The organism is Kribbella ginsengisoli (genome assembly GCF_039537185.1).
Taxonomy (GTDB): domain Bacteria; phylum Actinomycetota; class Actinomycetes; order Propionibacteriales; family Kribbellaceae; genus Kribbella; species Kribbella koreensis.
In genome coordinates this window covers 353,524-370,424 of record NZ_BAABAA010000007.1, presented here as the reverse complement: position 1 = coordinate 370,424, position 16,901 = coordinate 353,524, and the positions used below count along the sequence as shown (strand labels likewise).

Below are 16,901 nucleotides of genomic sequence, written 5' to 3'. Positions count from 1 at the left end.
ATGGCCAACCTCCGCGCTGGACTGATCGGTCTGGGCATGATGGGCCGGCACCACGCCCGCGTCCTGGGCTCCCTCGAGGGCGTCGACCTGGTCGCCGTCGCCGACCCGGGTGGCGACAAGCACGGTGTGGCCAACGGCCTGCCGGTGCACGAGAACGTCGAGCAGCTCATTGCCGCCGGCATCGACTACTGCATGGTCGCGGTCCCGACCCAGTACCACACCGAGATCGCCAAGGCGCTGGCCGAGGCCGGCGTGCACGCGATGATCGAGAAGCCGCTGGCCGGCTCGTCGTCCGAGGCAGCTGAGATCGCCAAGGCCTTCGAGGCCGCCGGCGTGATCGGCGCCGTCGGTCACATCGAGCGGTACAACCCGGCGCTGCAGGCGCTGCGGGTCCGCCTCGAGAACGGCGAACTGGGCGACATCTACCAGATCACCACCCGCCGGCAGGGCCCGTTCCCGGCCCGGATCGCCGACGTCGGCGTGGTGCTCGACCTGGCCACCCACGACATCGACCTGACCGCCTGGGTGACCCAGTCGCCCTTCGCGTCGGTCTCGGCCCAGAGCGCGCACAAGTCCGGTCGCCAGTACGAGGACCTGATCGCCGTCACCGGCAAGCTGCAGGACGGCACCGTGACCAGCCACCTGGTCAACTGGCTGTCCCCGATGAAGGAGCGGCTGACCGTCGTCACCGGTGAGCGCGGCGCGTTCATCGCCGACACCCTGACGGCCGACCTGTCCTTCCACGCCAACGGCACCGTGCAGACCGCCTGGGACGACGTCGCGCACTTCCGCGGTGTCTCCGAGGGCGACATGATCCGCTACGCGATCGCCAAGCCCGAGCCGCTGAAGGCCGAGCACGAGGCGTTCCGGGACGCGATCCTGGGCAAGGAGACCGACATCGTCACCCTGCAGCAGGGCCTGGCCACCGTCGTCGTCGCCGAGGCCGTCATCCAGTCCGCCGCCGAAGACGGCAAGTCGGTCGCGCTGACCGACGCCGTGAACGGCGTCCTGGGCACCGACAACGCTGGAGCCGCGCAGTAATGAAGGTTCTCAGCGTCGTGGGCGCCCGCCCGCAGTTCGTGAAGCTCGCCCCCATCGCGGAGGCGTTCGCCGCCACCGACCACGAGCACGTGATCGTGCACACGGGGCAGCACTACGACAAGAACATGTCCGACGTGTTCTTCGCCGACCTGAAGATCCCGGCCCCCGACGTCCACCTGGGCGTCGGGTCGGGCAGCCACGGTGTCCAGACCGGCGCGATGTTGTCGGCGATGGACGCCGTCCTGGACGAGCACCGCCCGGACTGGGTGCTGGTCTACGGCGACACCAACTCGACCCTCGCCGGCACCCTGTCGGCGGTGAAGATGCACCTGCCGGTCGCGCACCTCGAGGCCGGCCTGCGCTCCTTCAACCGCTCGATGCCGGAGGAGCACAACCGGGTGCTCACCGACCACGCGGCCGACATCCTGCTGGCGCCGACCGAGGTGGCCATGGGTCACCTGGCCAACGAGGGTCTGAAGGACCGCTCGCGGCTGGTCGGCGACGTCATGACGGACGTCTGCTTCCGGGTTCGCGACGCGGTGAAGGACCAGCCGCTGGAGCTCCCGGACGGGCTGAAGCGCGGCGAGTACCTGGTCTCCACCATCCACCGGGCCGACAACACCGACGACCCGGAGCAGCTGGCCGCGATCGTCGACGGCCTGGCCGCGCTGGACACCCCGGTGCTGCTGCTCGCGCACCCGCGCCTGGTCGCGCGCTGCGCCGAGTTCGGCATCAAGCTGGAGCGCCCGGGCGGTTCGCTGCACACCGCCGAGCCGCTGGCCTACCCGCAGATGGTCGCGGCGGTCCTGGGCTCGGTCGGCGTCGTGACGGACTCGGGAGGCCTGCAGAAGGAGGCCTTCCTGCTCGGTACGCCGTGCACCACGCTGCGCACCGAGACCGAGTGGACCGAAACCATCGAAGACGGCTGGAACGTGCTCACCACGGACCTGTCGAAGCTGCCCGAGCTGGCCGTCCGGCCGGTCCCGACGGCAGCCCAGGCCGCGCCGTACGGCGACGGTCAGGCCGCCGGCCGGGTCGTAGCAGCACTCGCCGCAGGATAGGACGATGACGAAGGCAGCCGAAGAGAAGTCGCAGGAACCGATCGCCACCGCACCGCCGGCTCAGGACGAGCCGGCGGTGCCGGTGGTGGCCGGCCCTGCCGACGAGCCGCCCAAGAAGCGGCTGCCCCGGGTCGAGTCGCTCACCGGCCTGCGCTGGTGGGCGGCCTTCTTCGTGTTCGCCCACCACATGACGAACCTCGCTCCGCTGCCGATCTTCAAGTTCCTCACCTACGGCACCTCCGGAGTCACCTTCTTCTTCGTGCTGTCCGGATTCGTGCTGACCTGGTCGGCGCAGCCCGGGACCAAGGTCGGGACGTTCTACCGGCGCCGGTTCGCCCGGATCTGGCCGGCCCACGCGGTCGCCCTGCTCGCGGCGGTCTTCGTCTTCTACCGGATCCACCCGGACCCGGCGATGAGCTGGATCAAGCCGTTCGACATCGGCGTCCTGCTGCTGTCGCTGGTCCTGCTGCACGGCTGGTCCAACGACCCGACGATCCTGTACTCCGGTAACCCGGCGTCCTGGACGTTGTCGGTGGAGGCCTTCTTCTACGCGTACTTCCCGTTCGTCTGGCGGGCCACCCAGCGGCTGAAGCTGGCCGGTGGGCTGATCCTGTGCGCGTCAGTGGTCGTGATCGGCGCGGGGTACAAGCTGCTCCTGTTCCACAACCCGCACACGCTGCCGACGCTGCCGCAACCGGTGTGGCACTCGGTCGCGTTCCTGTTCGGCATCGGCCTGGCCATCGCGCTGCGGTCGGGCTGGCGGCCCTGGCTGCCGTTCCCGGTGGCGTTCGCGATCTTCGCGGCCGGGCTCTACACCCTGTACTACTCCGGCCTGCACCGGACGGTCCCCTTCGCCACCACGATGGCGCTGACCCAGAAGGAGATCCTGACCGTCCTGTACGGCCTGCTGATCCTGTCGGTCGCCGCCCGGGACATGCGTGGCGGCCGGTCGCTGTTGCGCAGCAAGCCACTGGTCGCGCTCGGCCAGTGGTCGTACTCGTTCTACCTGATCCACGCCACCATCCTTTACGCGATCCGTGAGTTCCACGGTGTTTCCGCTCCGGCCAGCTGGTCGAACCTGACCTGGTACGCCGGCGTGCTGGCGCTCTCGATCGCCGCCTCAGCCTTGCTCTACAAGTGCGTTGAGCACCCACTGGAGAAGCGCCTGCGAGGTCCCCGATGAATGATTCATACCAAGTGGAGTTTTCGTGCGTATCGCAGTAGTTGCCCTAGGCAAGATCGGACTGCCGCTCGCGGTCCAGTTCGCGACCAAGGGACACCAAGTCGTCGGTGTCGACATCAACCAGGCGTTCGTCGACCTGGTCAACGCGGGCAAGGAGCCGTTCCCGGGTGAGGCTCACCTGGGCGAGCTGCTGGCCGAGACGGTCGCGGACGGCCGCCTGCGGGCGACCAGCGACTACGCCGACGCCATCCCCGGCGCCGACGCGGTCGTCATCGTGGTCCCGCTGTTCGTGGACGAGAAGACCGGTGAGCCGGAGTTCGGCTGGATGGAGAACGCGACCCGTTCGCTGGCCCAGCACCTGACCCCGGGCACCCTGGTCAGCTACGAGACCACGCTGCCGGTCGGCACCACCCGCAACCGCTGGAAGCCGCTGATCGAGGAGGTCTCCGGCCTCACCGAGGGCAGCGACTTCCACCTGGTCTTCTCGCCCGAGCGGGTGCTGACCGGTCGCGTCTTCGCGGACCTGCGCAAGTACCCGAAGCTGGTCGGCGGCCTGTCCGAGGAAGGCGCCAAGCGCGCCATCTCGTTCTACGAGTCCGTTCTCGACTTCGACGAGCGCGCCGACCTGCCGCGCGGCAACGGCGTCTGGGACCTCGGATCGGCCGAGGCGTCCGAGCTGGCGAAGCTCGCGGAGACCACCTACCGCGACGTCAACATCGGCCTGGCCAACCAGTTCGCCCGGTTCGCCGCGCAGAACGGCATCGACGTCCACCAGGTGATCGAGGCCTCGAACTCGCAGCCGTACAGCCACATCCACCGTCCCGGCATCGCCGTCGGCGGCCACTGCATCCCGGTCTACCCGCGGCTGTACCTGTGGACCGACCCGGAGGCCACCGTGGTCCGGGCCGCCCGCGAGGCCAACCTGGACATGCCGGAGTACACCATCGGTCTGCTCGAGGGCGCCTACGGCGACCTGGCCGGCGCGAAGGTCGTCGTCCTGGGCGCCTCCTACCGCGGTGCGGTGAAGGAGACCGCGTTCTCGGGTGTCTTCCCGGCCGTCGAGGCGCTGAAGTCGCGTGGCGCCGAGGTGTTCGTGCACGACCCGATGTACTCCGACGAGGAGCTGCAGGGCCTGGGCTTCACGGCGTACCACCTGGGCGAGCCGGTCGACGCAGCGGTGCTGCAGGCCGACCACCCGGAGTACAAGCAGCTGACCCCGGCCGAGCTGCCGGGCGTCCAGGTGCTGGTGGACGGTCGCGACGCGACCGACGCCGCGCGCTGGGCGGGTGTCCGTCGGATCGTGATCGGAAGGTCGGTCCGCCAGTGACGCGTTCCCCGGAGCAACTTCGGGTGGTGATGCTCGTCGCGAACGCGGTCACCAACGACAGCCGGGTCCGTAAAGAGGCAGCAGCGCTGGCCCAGGCCGGAGTACAGGTGACTGTGCTCGGGGTCGCGAGCTGGGGTGAACCGCAGTCGCGCGAGATGCTCGACGGCGCGATGATCGTCCGCGTCGCGGTGCCGTTCACGCTGCGCGAGGAGAAGAAGTTCGCGCGGAAGAAGCACCGCGAATGGCGTCCGCCGTTCGTCGGCTACAAGACTCCGCGCGCGTACCGGGCCCGCAGCCTTCGGGTGCAGGCCGGGCTCAAGGAGATCAAGGCCGACTCCGGCCACGCGATCGGAGCCCGGAAGGCCGGCAAGACCGGGCCGCTGGCCTACAAGGTCGGCGTCCTGGGCCGGCTGGTCCGCCGCAGCGGCTGGCAGGCCGCCCGGCGCGGGATCTGGCTGCGCAAGGGTCTCGGCAACGTGATCGACAAGCCGTTCCGTGCGGGCTGGCGGGCGTACGACGGCGTGGCGCACCGGCTGACCTGGCCGGCTCGCTGGCGCCGGGTGCACCCGGATGCGCTCGACTACGAGTACGCCTTCGGCGACCTGATCGACCGGCTCGAGCCGGATGTCGTGCACGCGCACGACATGCACGTGATCGGGGTGGCCGCCCGTGCCGCCGGCCGCGCGAAGCTGCGTGGCAAGGACCTGAAGGTCGTCTACGACGCGCACGAGTACGTGCCGGGCATCGCGCTGTACGGACCGCGCACGCGGAAGTTCATCGCTGCCTGGGCCAAGCACGAGGCCGAGTACATGGGTGCGGCCGACCGGGTCATCACGGTCAGCACCGCGATCGCCGACCGGCTGGAGAAGGAGCACAAGCTCCCGCTCAAGCCGACGGTCATCCTGAACACCCCGGACATCCCGGAAGTGGTCGAGATCGAGCGGGACATCCGGGCCAAGGTCCGGCTGCCGCGCGAGGTCCCGTTGCTGGTCTACAGCGGCGGCATCACCGCGGTCCGCGGGATCGAGACCGCGATCGAGGCCATGCCGAGCATGCCCGGCGTGCACCTCGCGGTGGTCGCCGTACCGTCGCCGAAGCAGCCGGCCGTCGACGTGCTCCGCAAGCTCGCGGAGAGCCTCGGGGTCGAGGACCGGATGCACTACCTGTCCCCGGTCGCGCCGCATGAGGTGACCGCGTTCCTCTCCACGGCCGACGCCGGCATCATCCCGATGCTGCGGGCGCCGAACCACGAGATGGCGATGCCGAACAAGCTGTTCGAGTACAGCCTGGGCGGTCTGCCGGTGCTGGTCAGCGACATGGCCAGCATGAAGGAATGGGTCACCCGGCACGGCATCGGCGAGTACTTCGAGGCCGCCAACCCGGCGAGCTTCGCGGAGAAGGCGAAGCTGCTGCTGAGCCGGACCGAGACGTATCGCGAGCGGCTGGCGGACCCGGCGTACAAGCAGACCTCGGCCTGGAGTGGTCAGGCCGACAGCCTGCGTGCGCTCTACACCGAGATGCTCGGCCGCAAGCAGCTGGAGCCGTCGATGGAGGTCGACTCCGAGGCGCCTGGGCGCCGGCTGCTGATCGGGCCGACGAACAGCGCCGGTCAGGCGTACCTGTGGACGACCGCCGTGACCCGTGAGGTCCCGTCGATCGCCGCGGAGTCGCTGTCGACCAACAGCGGCAAGTTCGACTTCAAGGTGCATCGCAGCGGCACGTTCGAGCAGTACCGCGACGACCTGCGCTGGCAGCTGGAGCTGACCGCGTGGGCGCTGCAGAACGTCACCCACGTGCTGTTCGAGGCGGGCCGGCCGATGTTCGGTCAGCTGAAGGGTCAGATGTGGACCCTGGACGTTCCGATGCTCGACGCGGCCGGGATCCGGCACGGTCTGGTCTTCCACGGTTCCGAGGTGCGTGATCCGGCCCGGCACCGTGCGCGGTACCAGTTCTCGCCGTTCGCGGATCGCAACGACGAGCTGACGGTTCGCCTGCAGGCGGCCAACGATCTGCTCCGCGAGCACCTGGCCGGGTACGACGGGCCCAAGTTCGTCACCACGCCCGACCTGGTCGAGTACGTCGAGGGCAGCGAGTGGCTGCCGGTCGTCGTCGACCCGGACGAGCTGGCCTCCACGACGCCGGTGCTGGAGCGTGAGGTGCCGGTGGTGCTGCACGCACCGTCGGCGAGCGCGCTGAAGGGTTCGGCGTTCGTCGACCCGGTGCTGACCGACCTCGACGCTCGCGGCCTGATCAAGTACCAGCGGGTGCAGGGTGTTCCGCACCCGGAGCTGGTGGCGATGGTCAAGGACGCGGACATCGTCGTCGACCAGCTGCTGCTCGGTTCGTACGGTGTCTTCGCCTGTGAGGCGATGGCGGCCGGCCGGATCACCGTCGGGCACGTCGCGGAGCACATCCGCGACCTGTTGCCGACCGATCTGCCGATCGTCGAGGCGACGCCGGACGACCTGACCGAGGTGATCGAGCGGCTCGTCGCCGAGCGCGAGGAAGCCCGCAAGGTCGCCGACGCGGGGCCGCGGTACATCCGTGAGGTACACGACGGCCGTAAGTCCGTCGAGGCGTTGTTGCCCTTCCTCGGCGGAAGGTGACATGCGGGTTCTGATGGTTGCGCAGTCCCCGATCGCCGGGGACTCGCGCATCCTGCGCGAAGCCGCGGCACTGACCGGAGCCGGCCACGTGGTCCACGTGGTCGGCCGGGACGTGCCGGAGGGTTTCACGCTCGAGGGTGGCGCGACGGTCGAGTCGGTATCCCGCTCGGCCGGTCTGCGTGGTGGTAGCGGTCCTGCTGTCGGGCATGGGCGGCGTGGCGTGAAGGTGCTCGTGCAGCGGTTCGGCCGGTGGCTGCTGCTGCCGGAGCACCGGCTGCGGACGGAGAAGCAGTGGCGTACTGCGGCTGCTTCGTTGCTGGCATCGCTCGAGCCGTTCGACGTGGTGCACGCGCACGACTTCAACACGTTGGAGCTCGCCGCTTCGTTCGCTTCTCAATGGTCGGCGAGCTTGGTCTACGACAGCCATGAGCTGTGGTTCGACCGGGCGTTGCCGGGGCGGCCGACGCCGTTGTGGCGGGTCCGTGGGCGTCGGTTCGAGCTCGGGCTGGCTCGTCAGGCTGCTGTGGTCTTCACGGTCAGCGATGGGATCGCGCAGCGGCTGCGCGAGCGCGGGCTTCCGGATGTGCGGGTCATCCGGAACACGTTCCCGCGCTCTTCGGTTGCTCCGGTTCTGCCTGCTTCGCCGACCGGTTTGCTGTACGCCGGTCGCGTCGGCGCCGGGCGGGATCTGCCTGCTGTGGTTGAGGCTGCTCGTCTGTTGGCGCCGTTCCCGACGTTGCTGATGGGGTCGGTCGATCCGAACTACCGGCTCGATCTGGGGCCGGTCCAGAAGGTGCCGGAGACGTCGATCGACGAGGTCGACCGGGTGCTGCAGGAGTCGGGGATTTCCCTTGTCACGTTGACGAACACGTGCGAGAACCACCGGCTCGCGCTGCCGAACAAACTGTTCCACGCGGTGCGGGCGGGCGTGCCGGTCGTCGCTGCGGATCTGCCTGAATTGCGGGCTGTCATCAATCGGTACCATCTGGGCACGCTGTACACGCCTGGCGACGGCGCTTCACTTGCGGCGGCCGTGCGGTCGTTGATCGCGGACTACGCCGGGTACGTCGACGGCGTACGGGCTGCTGGTGACGAACTCAACTGGGAGCACGACGCGGCGGTACTGGTCTCGGCCTACTCGGCTTTGGCCAAACCGCCTGCCAACGCTCACTGATCTTTGGCGAAGGCCCCGGCAGCTTTGGTTGGCTGCCGGGGCCTTCACTGTTAGCGCGAGGCTTCGACGAACTGTTCCATCAGTTTGATGGGGTCCTTCTCGGGCTCAGGCTGGGCGAGCTGGGTGGCGGCGATCCGCGCTTGCGGGGCCTCCGGGGAGTTGAGGCTGGCCGTTCCGCCGACGAGCGGGAGGGTCAGCGACGACTTGGCCGGGTCGAGGGTGATGGTCGCGCCGGTGAACGGTACGGACGGGTTGTCGGGTTCGACGGTCAGTACCAGGCCGAGGCGGTGGCCGGCGGCGAACAGCACGTCGTCGGCGTTGAGCTCGAAGGTCAGGTCGTACCACTTGCCGGACTGCAGCGAGACCTTCTCGTCCAGCGACTTGTAGTGGCCGACGTCGGCCAGGGTGCGGATCACGACGGCGGCGTTCGAGACGGCCGTGTTGATCTTGGTGTCGGCGAAGCAACCGGTGTCGAGCGCGTTGCCGTCACCCCAGCAGGTGCGGGTGTTCGCGATGTTGCTGACGCTGGTGTAGCGGGTCGCCGTACCGTAGTCGACCAGGCGGGCTTTGATGCCTGCGGCAACCTTGTTGACCTTGACCCGGACCTCCACCTTGCCGGTACCGGACAAGCGCACCGGCTGGGCGAGGTCGTTGCTGACGAACACCGCACGGTCGCTCCGTGGCGTCGTCGGGTCGAGTACGACGCTGTCGACCGACTCCTTGTCGGTACCGGTGAAGCTGATCGGGTCGCTGGTCGGCGCCGCGATCGACAGGCCACCGGTGTCGCCGCCGGCCGGCTTGCTCAGCGCGAGCTTGGTGCTCTTCGCGCCGGGCGCCGGCCAACGGGACTCGGTGGTGTAGCTGCCGTCCTCCCGCATGATCGTCGCCTGCGGGGCCTTCATGATGTCGTTCTGCAGGCCTTGCAGCCAGTAGTCGAACCAGGGGTGGAGCTGATCGACGTACGCGTCCCGGAAGCTGAACCCGTCCAGGTGCACGCCCTGGTGCAGGAAGATCTTCCGCGGCACACCCTGTTTGGTGAGCTCGTCCCACCACTCGCCGAACTGCCGGGTCTTCACGTTCTCGTCGTCGAGGCCGTGGACGACGAAGACCGACGCCTTCACCTTCCTGGCGTCCAGGCGGTAGTTGCGCGGGTCCCACCAGCGGCTGTAGCTGCCGGTGCGGGTGTCGGAGTCCTGCTCGATCTCGCCGGTCATCTGCACGCAGCGCGGGCTGAGGTCGTTGCTGACGTAGTCGTGCAGGAAGCCCATGTACTCGTCGTAGTACGGGACGCCGTTGCTGCGGGTGTAGTCGTACCAGCTGGAGATGGCGGCGATCGGGACGATCGTCTCGAGCCCCTTCACGCCGGTGCTGGCGACCGAGTTCGCGATCGTGCCGTTCCAGGACGTGCCGATCATGCCGGCCTTGCCGGTGGACCAGTCGGCCTTGGCGACGGCGCCGTCCGGGGTGTGGCCGGGGACGCGGTTGTTCAGCCAGTCGATGACGGCCTTCGTACCACGTACCTCGAGGTCGGCGCCGACGTCGCTGCAGCCGGTCGAGCGGAACGTGCCCGGCATGTCGACGTAGGCGAACGCGTAGCCGCGCGGCACGAAGTAGTTGTCCAGCCAGGTCGAGAAGACCTGGCGGGTGCCGTTGGCGTCGAAGTACGACTTCGGGTCGCTCGCGTAGTACGGCGAAGCCTGGATGATGACCGGTACGTCGATCCCGGCCGCGGCCGCCTCGCCCGGCCGGACGATGTCGACGGTGATCTGGTCGGTGATCCCGTTCTGGTCGCCGTCGACGCCTGGCACGTCGACCTGGACGCGCTCGTGGATAGCGTTGTCGTAGTCGTAGGCGGCAACCGTCTGCGTCCCCTGCACGAACGGCTTCACCGGCGCCGGCTTGGCGGCGCTGGTCGTGCTGGCTGTGGTGGAGTCGGGCGTGGCGGTGGGCCGGGCGCTCGCGGTCAGCGAGGCCATCGGCACCAGCGCGGCGGCGGCGAACAGGCCGACCCCGGTCCGGAACGCGGTTCTCGATCGGTTCCGAGTTCTGCGCATGCGTGTCTCTCCCCTGTGGGCGGTGGGTAAAGGCACCACAGCCCTCCCTCGACAGGGCCGTTGTGGTGAACGCACCTTAAGCAGAACCTGACACCGTTGTCTCCACACATCTCACCCGACCGATCACTTTCCGTGGAGATCACGGGAAATACTTCGCCGCAGGCAACTGTCAGTGTGCGCCGAGGTTGCTGGTGAGGGTGTTGAGGAGGGCGCGGAAGGGCTGGCCCGACAGCTGCTCGCCGGCGCGGAGCCAGGTGGTGATGCTCGGGTCGCCGATCGCAAGGTGTTCCTGGAGATCGTGGGCGCTCAGGTCGGTGAGTCGCAGGTGGTTGCCGGTCCAAACCTGGAACCGATCGGCGAGCGAGTCGAGCTGGCCGGCCCACGTCGGTGACGAGTCGGCGTCGTCGTGGACGACCAGCAGCTCGACGCCGTCGGCTGTGTCGAAGAGGCCGACGTGAAGCGGCCGTACCGACCAGCCCTCGATCCTTTCCTGCATCCGCCGGATGAGTTCTTGCCGCAACTCGGTCAGCTCGATCACTGCGCCGGCGGCCAGGTGATCACGGTTCAACGAGTACTGGATGCTGGCGCCGACCTCGGTGGCGATCACCAGCCCGGTCCCAACCAGCCGGTTCAGGACCTTCCGCGTCCCGCTCTCACTCCCGGTCGCCGCCATCTGATGGACCTTGCGACCGGTGAGCGGCTTCCCCGCCCGAACCAGAACACCGAGAACCGGCCCATCAAGCGTCGGCACGACAGCACTGATCGGCAAAGAGAGGTCCATAACCGCACTATAGTGCGGTTATCACCACTTTAGTACGGATATGGACATGATAGTGGGCATTGCAGGTAAGCACGACTATGGTCAGAAGGTGACGGAGCCGGCTGTGCTTGTGATCGGGCTTGATCCCTACCGGGTGCCTGGGCCCTGGGACCCCACCCCGGTGGCGGTCGCGATCGAGGAGTCGGTGAGGCGGTTCGCGGACAGCGGGATCGACGCGACCAACTGCCTGATCGGCCTCGACGGCTCCGACGACGTCGAGGCCGTTGTCACCAACGCACTGCGGGAGCGGCCTTGGGAGTGCGTCTTGATCGGCGGTGGCATCCGGAAGGACGAGGAGCAACTGGAGCTCTTCGAGTTGGTCGTCAACCTCACCCGCCGGCACGCCCCAGACGCCGCGATCGCCTTCAACCGCAACTTGACCGACATCGTCGACGCGGTCGTCCGCCAACTGGCCCGGCGGACGGCTGGTGGCGGGCGAGACAGTTCCTAGCGGACGAGGTTCAGGTGGATGTCGGCTACGGAGACCTCTAGGCGTTGGCCCCAGGTGATGGTGAGGGTGTCGGATTCTATGCCGTCGCCGAAGATGACTAGGTCGGCTTCGGCGGTGATGGTTAGGGACTGATCGGCAGTGAGGAGGCCCTCGGTGTTGCTGGTGCCCGTGGCTGGGGAGGGCCAGGCCTCTCGGACGAACCAGCACAGGGATGGGTCGGTGGGTGAGGGGAGGCGGAGCAGGCTTCCGCGTTCTTGCCAGGCCGAGCGGCACCACCCCGTGGAACCAGTTCCGGTGCCGATCAGTAGGCCAGATGAGGATTGCCGTTCTTCAAGACCCTCAGGCGACGCCAGGCGGTAGCGCGCCGACTGATGGGTCCGGTTGCCGACGTAGATCTCGTTCAGAGCAAGGAGTTTCTGCCCGTCATCGGTGCGCGCGGCAACCATCGTGCGTTCTTCTACCGAACGTACAGACAGCAGCTCCGGTACGTCGGAAGGCGCATGCGGCACCAACACGCCAGGATTCCAGCCGGGCTCTGGATTGACCCCGATCACCGGTTGCCCGTCCAGGTACTTCGCCACGTTGGCCACCAGCCCGTCCTGCCCGACCGCGATCACCACATCCTCCGGCCCGAAGACGAACCGGTCGAGGTCGTTGCGCTCGGCAACGGCTCGCCGCCAGTCCAAGGGCAGAGCCGCGGACACCGCCGCCAATGCCTTCTGCTGCGCCTCATGCCGATCGTCCAAGGCGTCGAGCGACCGCCCCCGACTGTTCAGGAAGAAGCCGGCCTGCTGCCGGGTCCCGTGCCGGGCGACCAGCTCGGTGAGCTCGGTCGCCCGGTGAACCACGACCGCCCGAGGAGGCAGGCTCATCAGGAGGCCCCGGCGGAGGAGGTCAGCTTGGCGAGCAGCGGAGTGAGCAGATCCGGCGTCAGGTTCAGCGTGCCGATCTCCGGCAGCGCACCCTGCTTGATGGCCAGAGCGAGGATCACCCCTTGGTCCAGCTCGGCGTATGCATCCAGCAGCGCCTTCTCAGCAGCCGCTTCCGCCTCACCCAGCACCCGCTTGGCATCAGCATCGGCCGCCGCAAGCAATCGCCGCCGCCCAGCCAAAGCCTCGCCCTCGATCCGCCCAGCGGCAGCCGCCTCGGTCGCCCGCTGCCGCTCGTTCTGACCCTTCTGCGTCACCAGCTGCTCTTCGCGCCGAGCCAGCTCGATCTGGTTCTGCAGCTCGTTCTCCGCGATCGACCGCTCCCGCTCGACCGCCATCGCCCGCCGCTCGTACGTCGCCTTGTCGGCCGCCTGCTGCACCATCTCCCGGGTAGGAGTCTGCAGCGCCCGCTCGACATCACTCTCAGCCCGTACGGCGACCACGCGCACATCCTCGACGCCGATCCCCAGCCCAGTGAGCCGCTGATCATCACGCAGCCCACTGCTCATCGCGAGCCGCAACGACGCCATCCCCTCGGACAACGCCTGCGTCAGACTCAGGCCGGCCAGCAGATCCAAGGCCGTCTGCTGAGCCAACTCGGTCAGCAACCCACCAAGCTGCTCCAGCGGCGTAGCCCGCCACAACCCCGTGTCCGGATCGATCCCGAAGTCCAGCCGCGTCGACGCCAGTGCCGGATCCGTCACCCGGTAAGTGACAGTGGCCTGTACGACGACGTCCTGGAAGTCGAGCGTCCGCCCGTGGAACAGCAGAGGCTGCTCGCGATCATCGATCGGTACCTCGCTCAGCGACGAGTTCAGCGCCCGGAACCAGAACGCCTGCCCGGCGCCGTCGTGCGCCACCTTCCCGTTGCGCAGGTGCCGGACGTGCGTCGTCGGGTTCGCCCGCAGGTGGCTGATGAACCGGAACCGCGTGATGTCTGCCATCAGAGTCGCTCTCCTGTCGCGACCGGCGCCGAGCCGGCCTCCTAGTCATTGTCGTCACTTTGACGATAAGACCCGAGATGGCTTTTCGTCAAGATGACGATTAGAGTCTTCGGTCATGGACTTCGAGCCGCTGGGGGTAGCCGCCGACCTCGTCATCCTGACCGTCCGCGACGGGTCCCTGCAGGTGCTGCTGATCCGCCGCGGCATCGCGCCGTACCGGGGCAGGTGGGCGTTGCCGGGCGGGTTCGTACGCCCCAAGGAGGACCTGGAGGAGGCGGCCCGCCGTGAGCTCCAAGAGGAGACCGGCCTGCTGTCCGACCGGATCCACCTCGAGCAGGTCGCGACGTACGGCGAGCCGGGCCGCGACCCGAGAGGCCGGGTCATCAGCGTGACCTACCTGGCCCTCGTCCCGGACCTACCGTCACCAGTAGCCGGTACGGACGCAGCCTCGGCCGAATGGGTCACGGTCGACGAGGTGCTGACCGACCAGAACAGGCTCGCGTTCGACCACCACCGAATCCTCACGGACGCGGTCGAACGGGCCCGGGCCAAGCTCGAGTACTCACCACTGGCCGCCGCGTTCTGCCCCGACGAGTTCACCATCTCGGAGCTGCGCGGCATCTACGAGGCCGTCTGGGGCGTCCAGCTCGACCCCCGCAACTTCCACCGCAAGGCCACCAAGACCGACGGCTTCGTCATCCCGCTCGGCGCCACCACGACCCGCGACGGCGGCCGCCCGGCCCAGCTCTTCCGTCGCGGCCCAGCGGCGACCCTGCACCCGCCTCTGACGCGCGGCTAAAGCAGATAGCTACCGCCTGAGCAGCATCAGCTGTTCGGCCGTGATCAGGTCGGTGTGAGTGCCACGAGAGCCGCACGCCCAGGCACCCGCGATGGTGCCCGCCTCCGCGGCTTCGTAGTACGAGCGACCGTCCAGCCAAGTGGTCAGAAAGGCGGCGACGTACGCGTCCCCGGCGCCGTTGGTGTCGACGACCGGCCGGCCCGGGATGTCGATGGCCGGCAGATGGACGGGCTCCTCGCCACGGACATGCACATAGCTCCCATCGGCTCCAGCCATCGCGATCACGACCTCCGCCCGGCCGCTGGCGAAGATCCAGTCGATGGCCTTGTCGCGCAGCGCGCTGGTCGAGACGAAGACGATGTCGGCGCACTGCGCGAAGTCCCGGTGGTACTCGTTGTCCCCGTCCCAATCGTGCAGATCGGTCGACAACGAACAGTCCGCGGCCAGTACGTCGGGCAGCGCACGCCGCGCGAAATCCATGATCGACACGTGCACGTGCCTGGCCTGCTCGACGCGGCCGCGCCAGAGGTTGGGATCGACCCGCATCCCCGGCGGGTGCCGCCGGTCGTACAGGGAAACGCGGTTGCCGTCGGGCGACACCAGGTTGACGCTGCGCCTGGTACCGCTGGGGTGGACCGCGATCGTCAGCGGAAGCCCGAGCTCCTCGTAGGCCCGACGGATCCGCCACCCCTCAGCGTCGTCACCGATCACATCGGCGAGGCCGGGATGCAGCCCCAAGCGGTGGCAGCCGAGCACGACGCCATGCCCCGTATGGCCGACATAGGTCTCGACAGGTTGGACGGGAATGGTCTCCTGGCCGGGCAACGGCAGCGCGGGAACCCGCACGATGGTATCGATTCCCACGCCGCCGATGACGAATACATCCAGGTCCATGCGATCCATCCTCACCGAGCAGGCCTTGCGGCTGGCGTGAAGGGTAGCGATCGAGCACGCCCGCCGATAGGGCTCAGGCGGGGCGCTCTACGCACGGTCAGTGGACCGCCTCGATCAGTAACCCTGGAACACCCGGCGCAGCGTCGCCAACGTGATCGGCCCCGTCAGCTCGAGGCCGGCCGGAGTGTCCGGGCCGAGGCGTCCGGAGACCAGCCGCAGCCACGTTTCACCGGGCAGGGTGAGGGTGCCGTCGGCCTCGGCCGGGCTGCCGTCTTCGAGGGTGACCGGGTCCTTCAGATTCAGGGTGAGCTCGGTGGCCGGCTCGGTCGTCGCCACCTTCAGTACGGCGTACTTCCCGTCCAGCTCCGCCGGCTTGCTGACCCAGCTGAGGTCGATGGTCCGCTGGGCGAGCAGCTCCGGTACCGCCTCGGCGGCGAGCGTCGCGGCCGGGTCGGAGGCGCTGCGGACGTCCCACGAATGCAGGGTGAACTCGTTCAGCCGCATCCGCGCGACGGTGGTGACGTCGACCGGTGCAGGCAGGTAGCCCAGCTCGATCCGGACGGTCTCTCGCTGCTCCGGGGACAGCGATTCGAACAGCGAGACCAGCGTCTCGTTCCATTCGAGGAAGCCGTCGGCCTGCTCACGGCGCGACGACGAGTCCCACCGGGCCCAGACGGTCTGGTTGAAGTCACCCTCGGCCGGCGGCTCGCCGGCCACGGCGAGCTGCACGGTGTTGGTCATGATCTCAGCGCCGCTGCCGAGGTGGCTGAGTACCTGCGCGATGTCCCACTCGGTCGCGGCCGACGGGCCCGCCAGAGCCTCGTCATCGAACTTCTTCACCAGATCGGCGAGCGATTCGTAGCCGCTCCGAAGTGCTGCGATGGCGGTATCGGCGTTGCTCAAGATCGTTCCTCCAGAAGAATGGCCCCGTACGGCGGTCATCAAGCACCAACCGCTGTCCAGGGCCATCCATTCCGTAGCGAGGGAATCACTGCTTGATGGGCGCGCCCGTCTTCTCCTGGAGCTCGTCGAAGGTGACACCCTCGGCCAGCTCGACCAACTGCAGGCCGTCGTCGGTGATGTCGAGGACGGCGAGGTCGGTGATGATCCGGTTGACCACCCCGCGCCCGGTGTAGGGCAGGTCGCACTCGGCCAGGATCTTGTGCGAGCCGTCCTTGGCGACATGCTCCATCAGCACGATCACCTTCTTGGCGCCGTGCACGAGGTCCATCGCGCCGCCCATGCCCTTGACCATCTTGCCGGGGATCATCCAGTTCGACAGGTCGCCGGTGGCCGAGACCTGCATCGCGCCCAGGATGGCCGCGTCGATCGCACCGCCGCGGATCATCCCGAAGGACAACGACGAGTCGAAGAACGATGCCCCAGGCAACGTCGTGACGGTCTCCTTGCCGGCGTTGATCAGGTCCGGGTCCTCCTCGCCCTCGACCGGGTACGGGCCGACGCCGAGGATGCCGTTCTCGCTCTGCAGGACGACGGTGACGCCGTCGGGGATGTAGTTCGGTACCAGCGTCGGCAGGCCGATGCCGAGGTTCACGTACGAGCCGTCCTCCAGCTCGGCGGCGGCGCGGGCCGCCATCTGCTCACGGGTGAGTGGCAT

15 protein-coding genes are annotated in these 16,901 nt (G+C 68.4%); 8 read left to right on the top strand and 7 right to left on the bottom strand.

Annotated elements, in window-relative coordinates:
• The 6 genes from ABD768_RS25195 to ABD768_RS25170 are packed head-to-tail and all read left to right on the top strand — an operon-like array spanning window position 1 to window position 8,392.
• Window positions 1-1,041, top strand: coding sequence for a Gfo/Idh/MocA family protein (locus ABD768_RS25195; RefSeq protein WP_343967379.1), 1,041 nt, complete (start codon window positions 1-3; stop codon window positions 1,039-1,041).
• Window positions 1,041-2,102, top strand: a complete 1,062-nt coding sequence (gene wecB / locus ABD768_RS25190; protein ID WP_343967380.1) for a non-hydrolyzing UDP-N-acetylglucosamine 2-epimerase — start codon at window positions 1,041-1,043, stop codon at window positions 2,100-2,102. Before ABD768_RS25195 ends, wecB begins: the two co-directional genes overlap by 1 nt.
• Window positions 2,103-2,106: 4 nt before the next feature.
• Window positions 2,107-3,285 carry an acyltransferase family protein gene (locus tag ABD768_RS25185; protein WP_344844602.1) on the top strand — a complete coding sequence of 393 codons (1,179 nt, stop codon included), beginning with the start codon at window positions 2,107-2,109 and terminating at the stop codon, window positions 3,283-3,285.
• 25 nt (window positions 3,286-3,310) lie between these two features.
• Window positions 3,311-4,612, top strand: coding sequence for a nucleotide sugar dehydrogenase (locus ABD768_RS25180; protein ID WP_344844599.1), 1,302 nt, complete (start codon window positions 3,311-3,313; stop codon window positions 4,610-4,612).
• Complete coding sequence (locus ABD768_RS25175; protein WP_344844598.1) at window positions 4,609-7,218, top strand: glycosyltransferase family 4 protein; 2,610 nt, start codon at window positions 4,609-4,611, stop codon at window positions 7,216-7,218. The genes ABD768_RS25180 and ABD768_RS25175 overlap by 4 nt, the downstream gene beginning before the upstream one ends.
• A 1-nt stretch (window position 7,219) precedes the next feature.
• A complete protein-coding gene (locus ABD768_RS25170; protein WP_344844596.1) occupies window positions 7,220-8,392 on the top strand; it encodes a glycosyltransferase in 1,173 nt (390 codons plus the stop codon).
• Window positions 8,393-8,442: 50 nt separating this feature from the next.
• Here ABD768_RS25170 and ABD768_RS25165 read toward each other — a convergent pair whose 3' ends face one another.
• A complete protein-coding gene (locus ABD768_RS25165) occupies window positions 8,443-10,446 on the bottom strand; it encodes a CocE/NonD family hydrolase (protein WP_344844593.1) in 2,004 nt (667 codons plus the stop codon).
• 169 nt (window positions 10,447-10,615) lie between these two features.
• Window positions 10,616-11,227, bottom strand: coding sequence for a hypothetical protein (locus ABD768_RS25160; protein ID WP_344844591.1), 612 nt, complete (start codon window positions 11,225-11,227; stop codon window positions 10,616-10,618).
• Window positions 11,228-11,315: 88 nt separating this feature from the next.
• Between ABD768_RS25160 and ABD768_RS25155 the strand changes: the two genes are divergently transcribed.
• The gene (locus ABD768_RS25155) at window positions 11,316-11,717 is read left to right on the top strand and encodes a hypothetical protein (protein WP_344844589.1); all 402 of its coding nucleotides are present in this window, start codon (window positions 11,316-11,318) and stop codon (window positions 11,715-11,717) included.
• Here the strand turns inward: ABD768_RS25155 and ABD768_RS25150 are convergent.
• Both ABD768_RS25150 and ABD768_RS25145 read right to left on the bottom strand, forming a co-directional pair.
• Complete coding sequence (locus tag ABD768_RS25150; protein WP_343967397.1) at window positions 11,714-12,589, bottom strand: NAD(+)/NADH kinase; 876 nt, start codon at window positions 12,587-12,589, stop codon at window positions 11,714-11,716. The two genes, ABD768_RS25155 and ABD768_RS25150, sit on opposite strands and share 4 nt — an antisense overlap.
• The gene (locus ABD768_RS25145) at window positions 12,589-13,590 is read right to left on the bottom strand and encodes an SPFH domain-containing protein (protein ID WP_343967399.1); all 1,002 of its coding nucleotides are present in this window, start codon (window positions 13,588-13,590) and stop codon (window positions 12,589-12,591) included. Before ABD768_RS25145 ends, ABD768_RS25150 begins: the two co-directional genes overlap by 1 nt.
• Window positions 13,591-13,705: 115 nt before the next feature.
• Here ABD768_RS25145 and ABD768_RS25140 point away from each other — a divergent pair, with 115 nt between their 5' ends.
• Window positions 13,706-14,389 carry an NUDIX hydrolase gene (locus ABD768_RS25140; RefSeq protein WP_343967401.1) on the top strand — a complete coding sequence of 228 codons (684 nt, stop codon included), beginning with the start codon at window positions 13,706-13,708 and terminating at the stop codon, window positions 14,387-14,389.
• Between the two features lie 9 nt (window positions 14,390-14,398).
• Here ABD768_RS25140 and ABD768_RS25135 read toward each other — a convergent pair whose 3' ends face one another.
• The 3 genes from ABD768_RS25135 to ABD768_RS25125 all read right to left on the bottom strand — a co-directional run bounded on the left by ABD768_RS25135 (window position 14,399) and on the right by ABD768_RS25125 (window position 16,901).
• Window positions 14,399-15,283, bottom strand: coding sequence for a carbohydrate kinase family protein (locus ABD768_RS25135; RefSeq protein WP_343967403.1), 885 nt, complete (start codon window positions 15,281-15,283; stop codon window positions 14,399-14,401).
• Between the two features lie 114 nt (window positions 15,284-15,397).
• Window positions 15,398-16,186, bottom strand: coding sequence for a maleylpyruvate isomerase family mycothiol-dependent enzyme (locus ABD768_RS25130; protein WP_344844587.1), 789 nt, complete (start codon window positions 16,184-16,186; stop codon window positions 15,398-15,400).
• Window positions 16,187-16,271: 85 nt separating this feature from the next.
• On the bottom strand, window positions 16,272-16,901 hold the full coding sequence (locus tag ABD768_RS25125) for a CoA transferase subunit B (RefSeq protein ID WP_343967407.1): 630 nt from the start codon (window positions 16,899-16,901) through the stop codon (window positions 16,272-16,274).

Excerpts from the sequence above, each read along its gene's own strand:
- wecB (WP_343967380.1), top strand. The coding sequence starts at position 1,041 with ATGAAGGTTCTCAGCGTCGTGGGCGCCCGCCCGCAGTTCGTGAAGCTC.
- ABD768_RS25140 (WP_343967401.1), top strand. The coding sequence starts at position 13,706 with ATGGACTTCGAGCCGCTGGGGGTAGCCGCCGACCTCGTCATCCTGACC.
- ABD768_RS25165 (WP_344844593.1), bottom strand. The coding sequence starts at position 10,446 with ATGCGCAGAACTCGGAACCGATCGAGAACCGCGTTCCGGACCGGGGTC.
- ABD768_RS25195 (WP_343967379.1), top strand. The coding sequence starts at position 1 with ATGGCCAACCTCCGCGCTGGACTGATCGGTCTGGGCATGATGGGCCGG.
- ABD768_RS25145 (WP_343967399.1), bottom strand. The coding sequence starts at position 13,590 with ATGGCAGACATCACGCGGTTCCGGTTCATCAGCCACCTGCGGGCGAAC.
- ABD768_RS25185 (WP_344844602.1), top strand. The coding sequence starts at position 2,107 with ATGACGAAGGCAGCCGAAGAGAAGTCGCAGGAACCGATCGCCACCGCA.
- ABD768_RS25135 (WP_343967403.1), bottom strand. The coding sequence starts at position 15,283 with ATGGACCTGGATGTATTCGTCATCGGCGGCGTGGGAATCGATACCATC.
- ABD768_RS25150 (WP_343967397.1), bottom strand. The coding sequence starts at position 12,589 with ATGAGCCTGCCTCCTCGGGCGGTCGTGGTTCACCGGGCGACCGAGCTC.
- ABD768_RS25160 (WP_344844591.1), bottom strand. The coding sequence starts at position 11,227 with ATGGACCTCTCTTTGCCGATCAGTGCTGTCGTGCCGACGCTTGATGGG.
- ABD768_RS25125 (WP_343967407.1), bottom strand. The coding sequence starts at position 16,901 with ATGCCACTCACCCGTGAGCAGATGGCGGCCCGCGCCGCCGCCGAGCTG.
- ABD768_RS25170 (WP_344844596.1), top strand. The coding sequence starts at position 7,220 with ATGCGGGTTCTGATGGTTGCGCAGTCCCCGATCGCCGGGGACTCGCGC.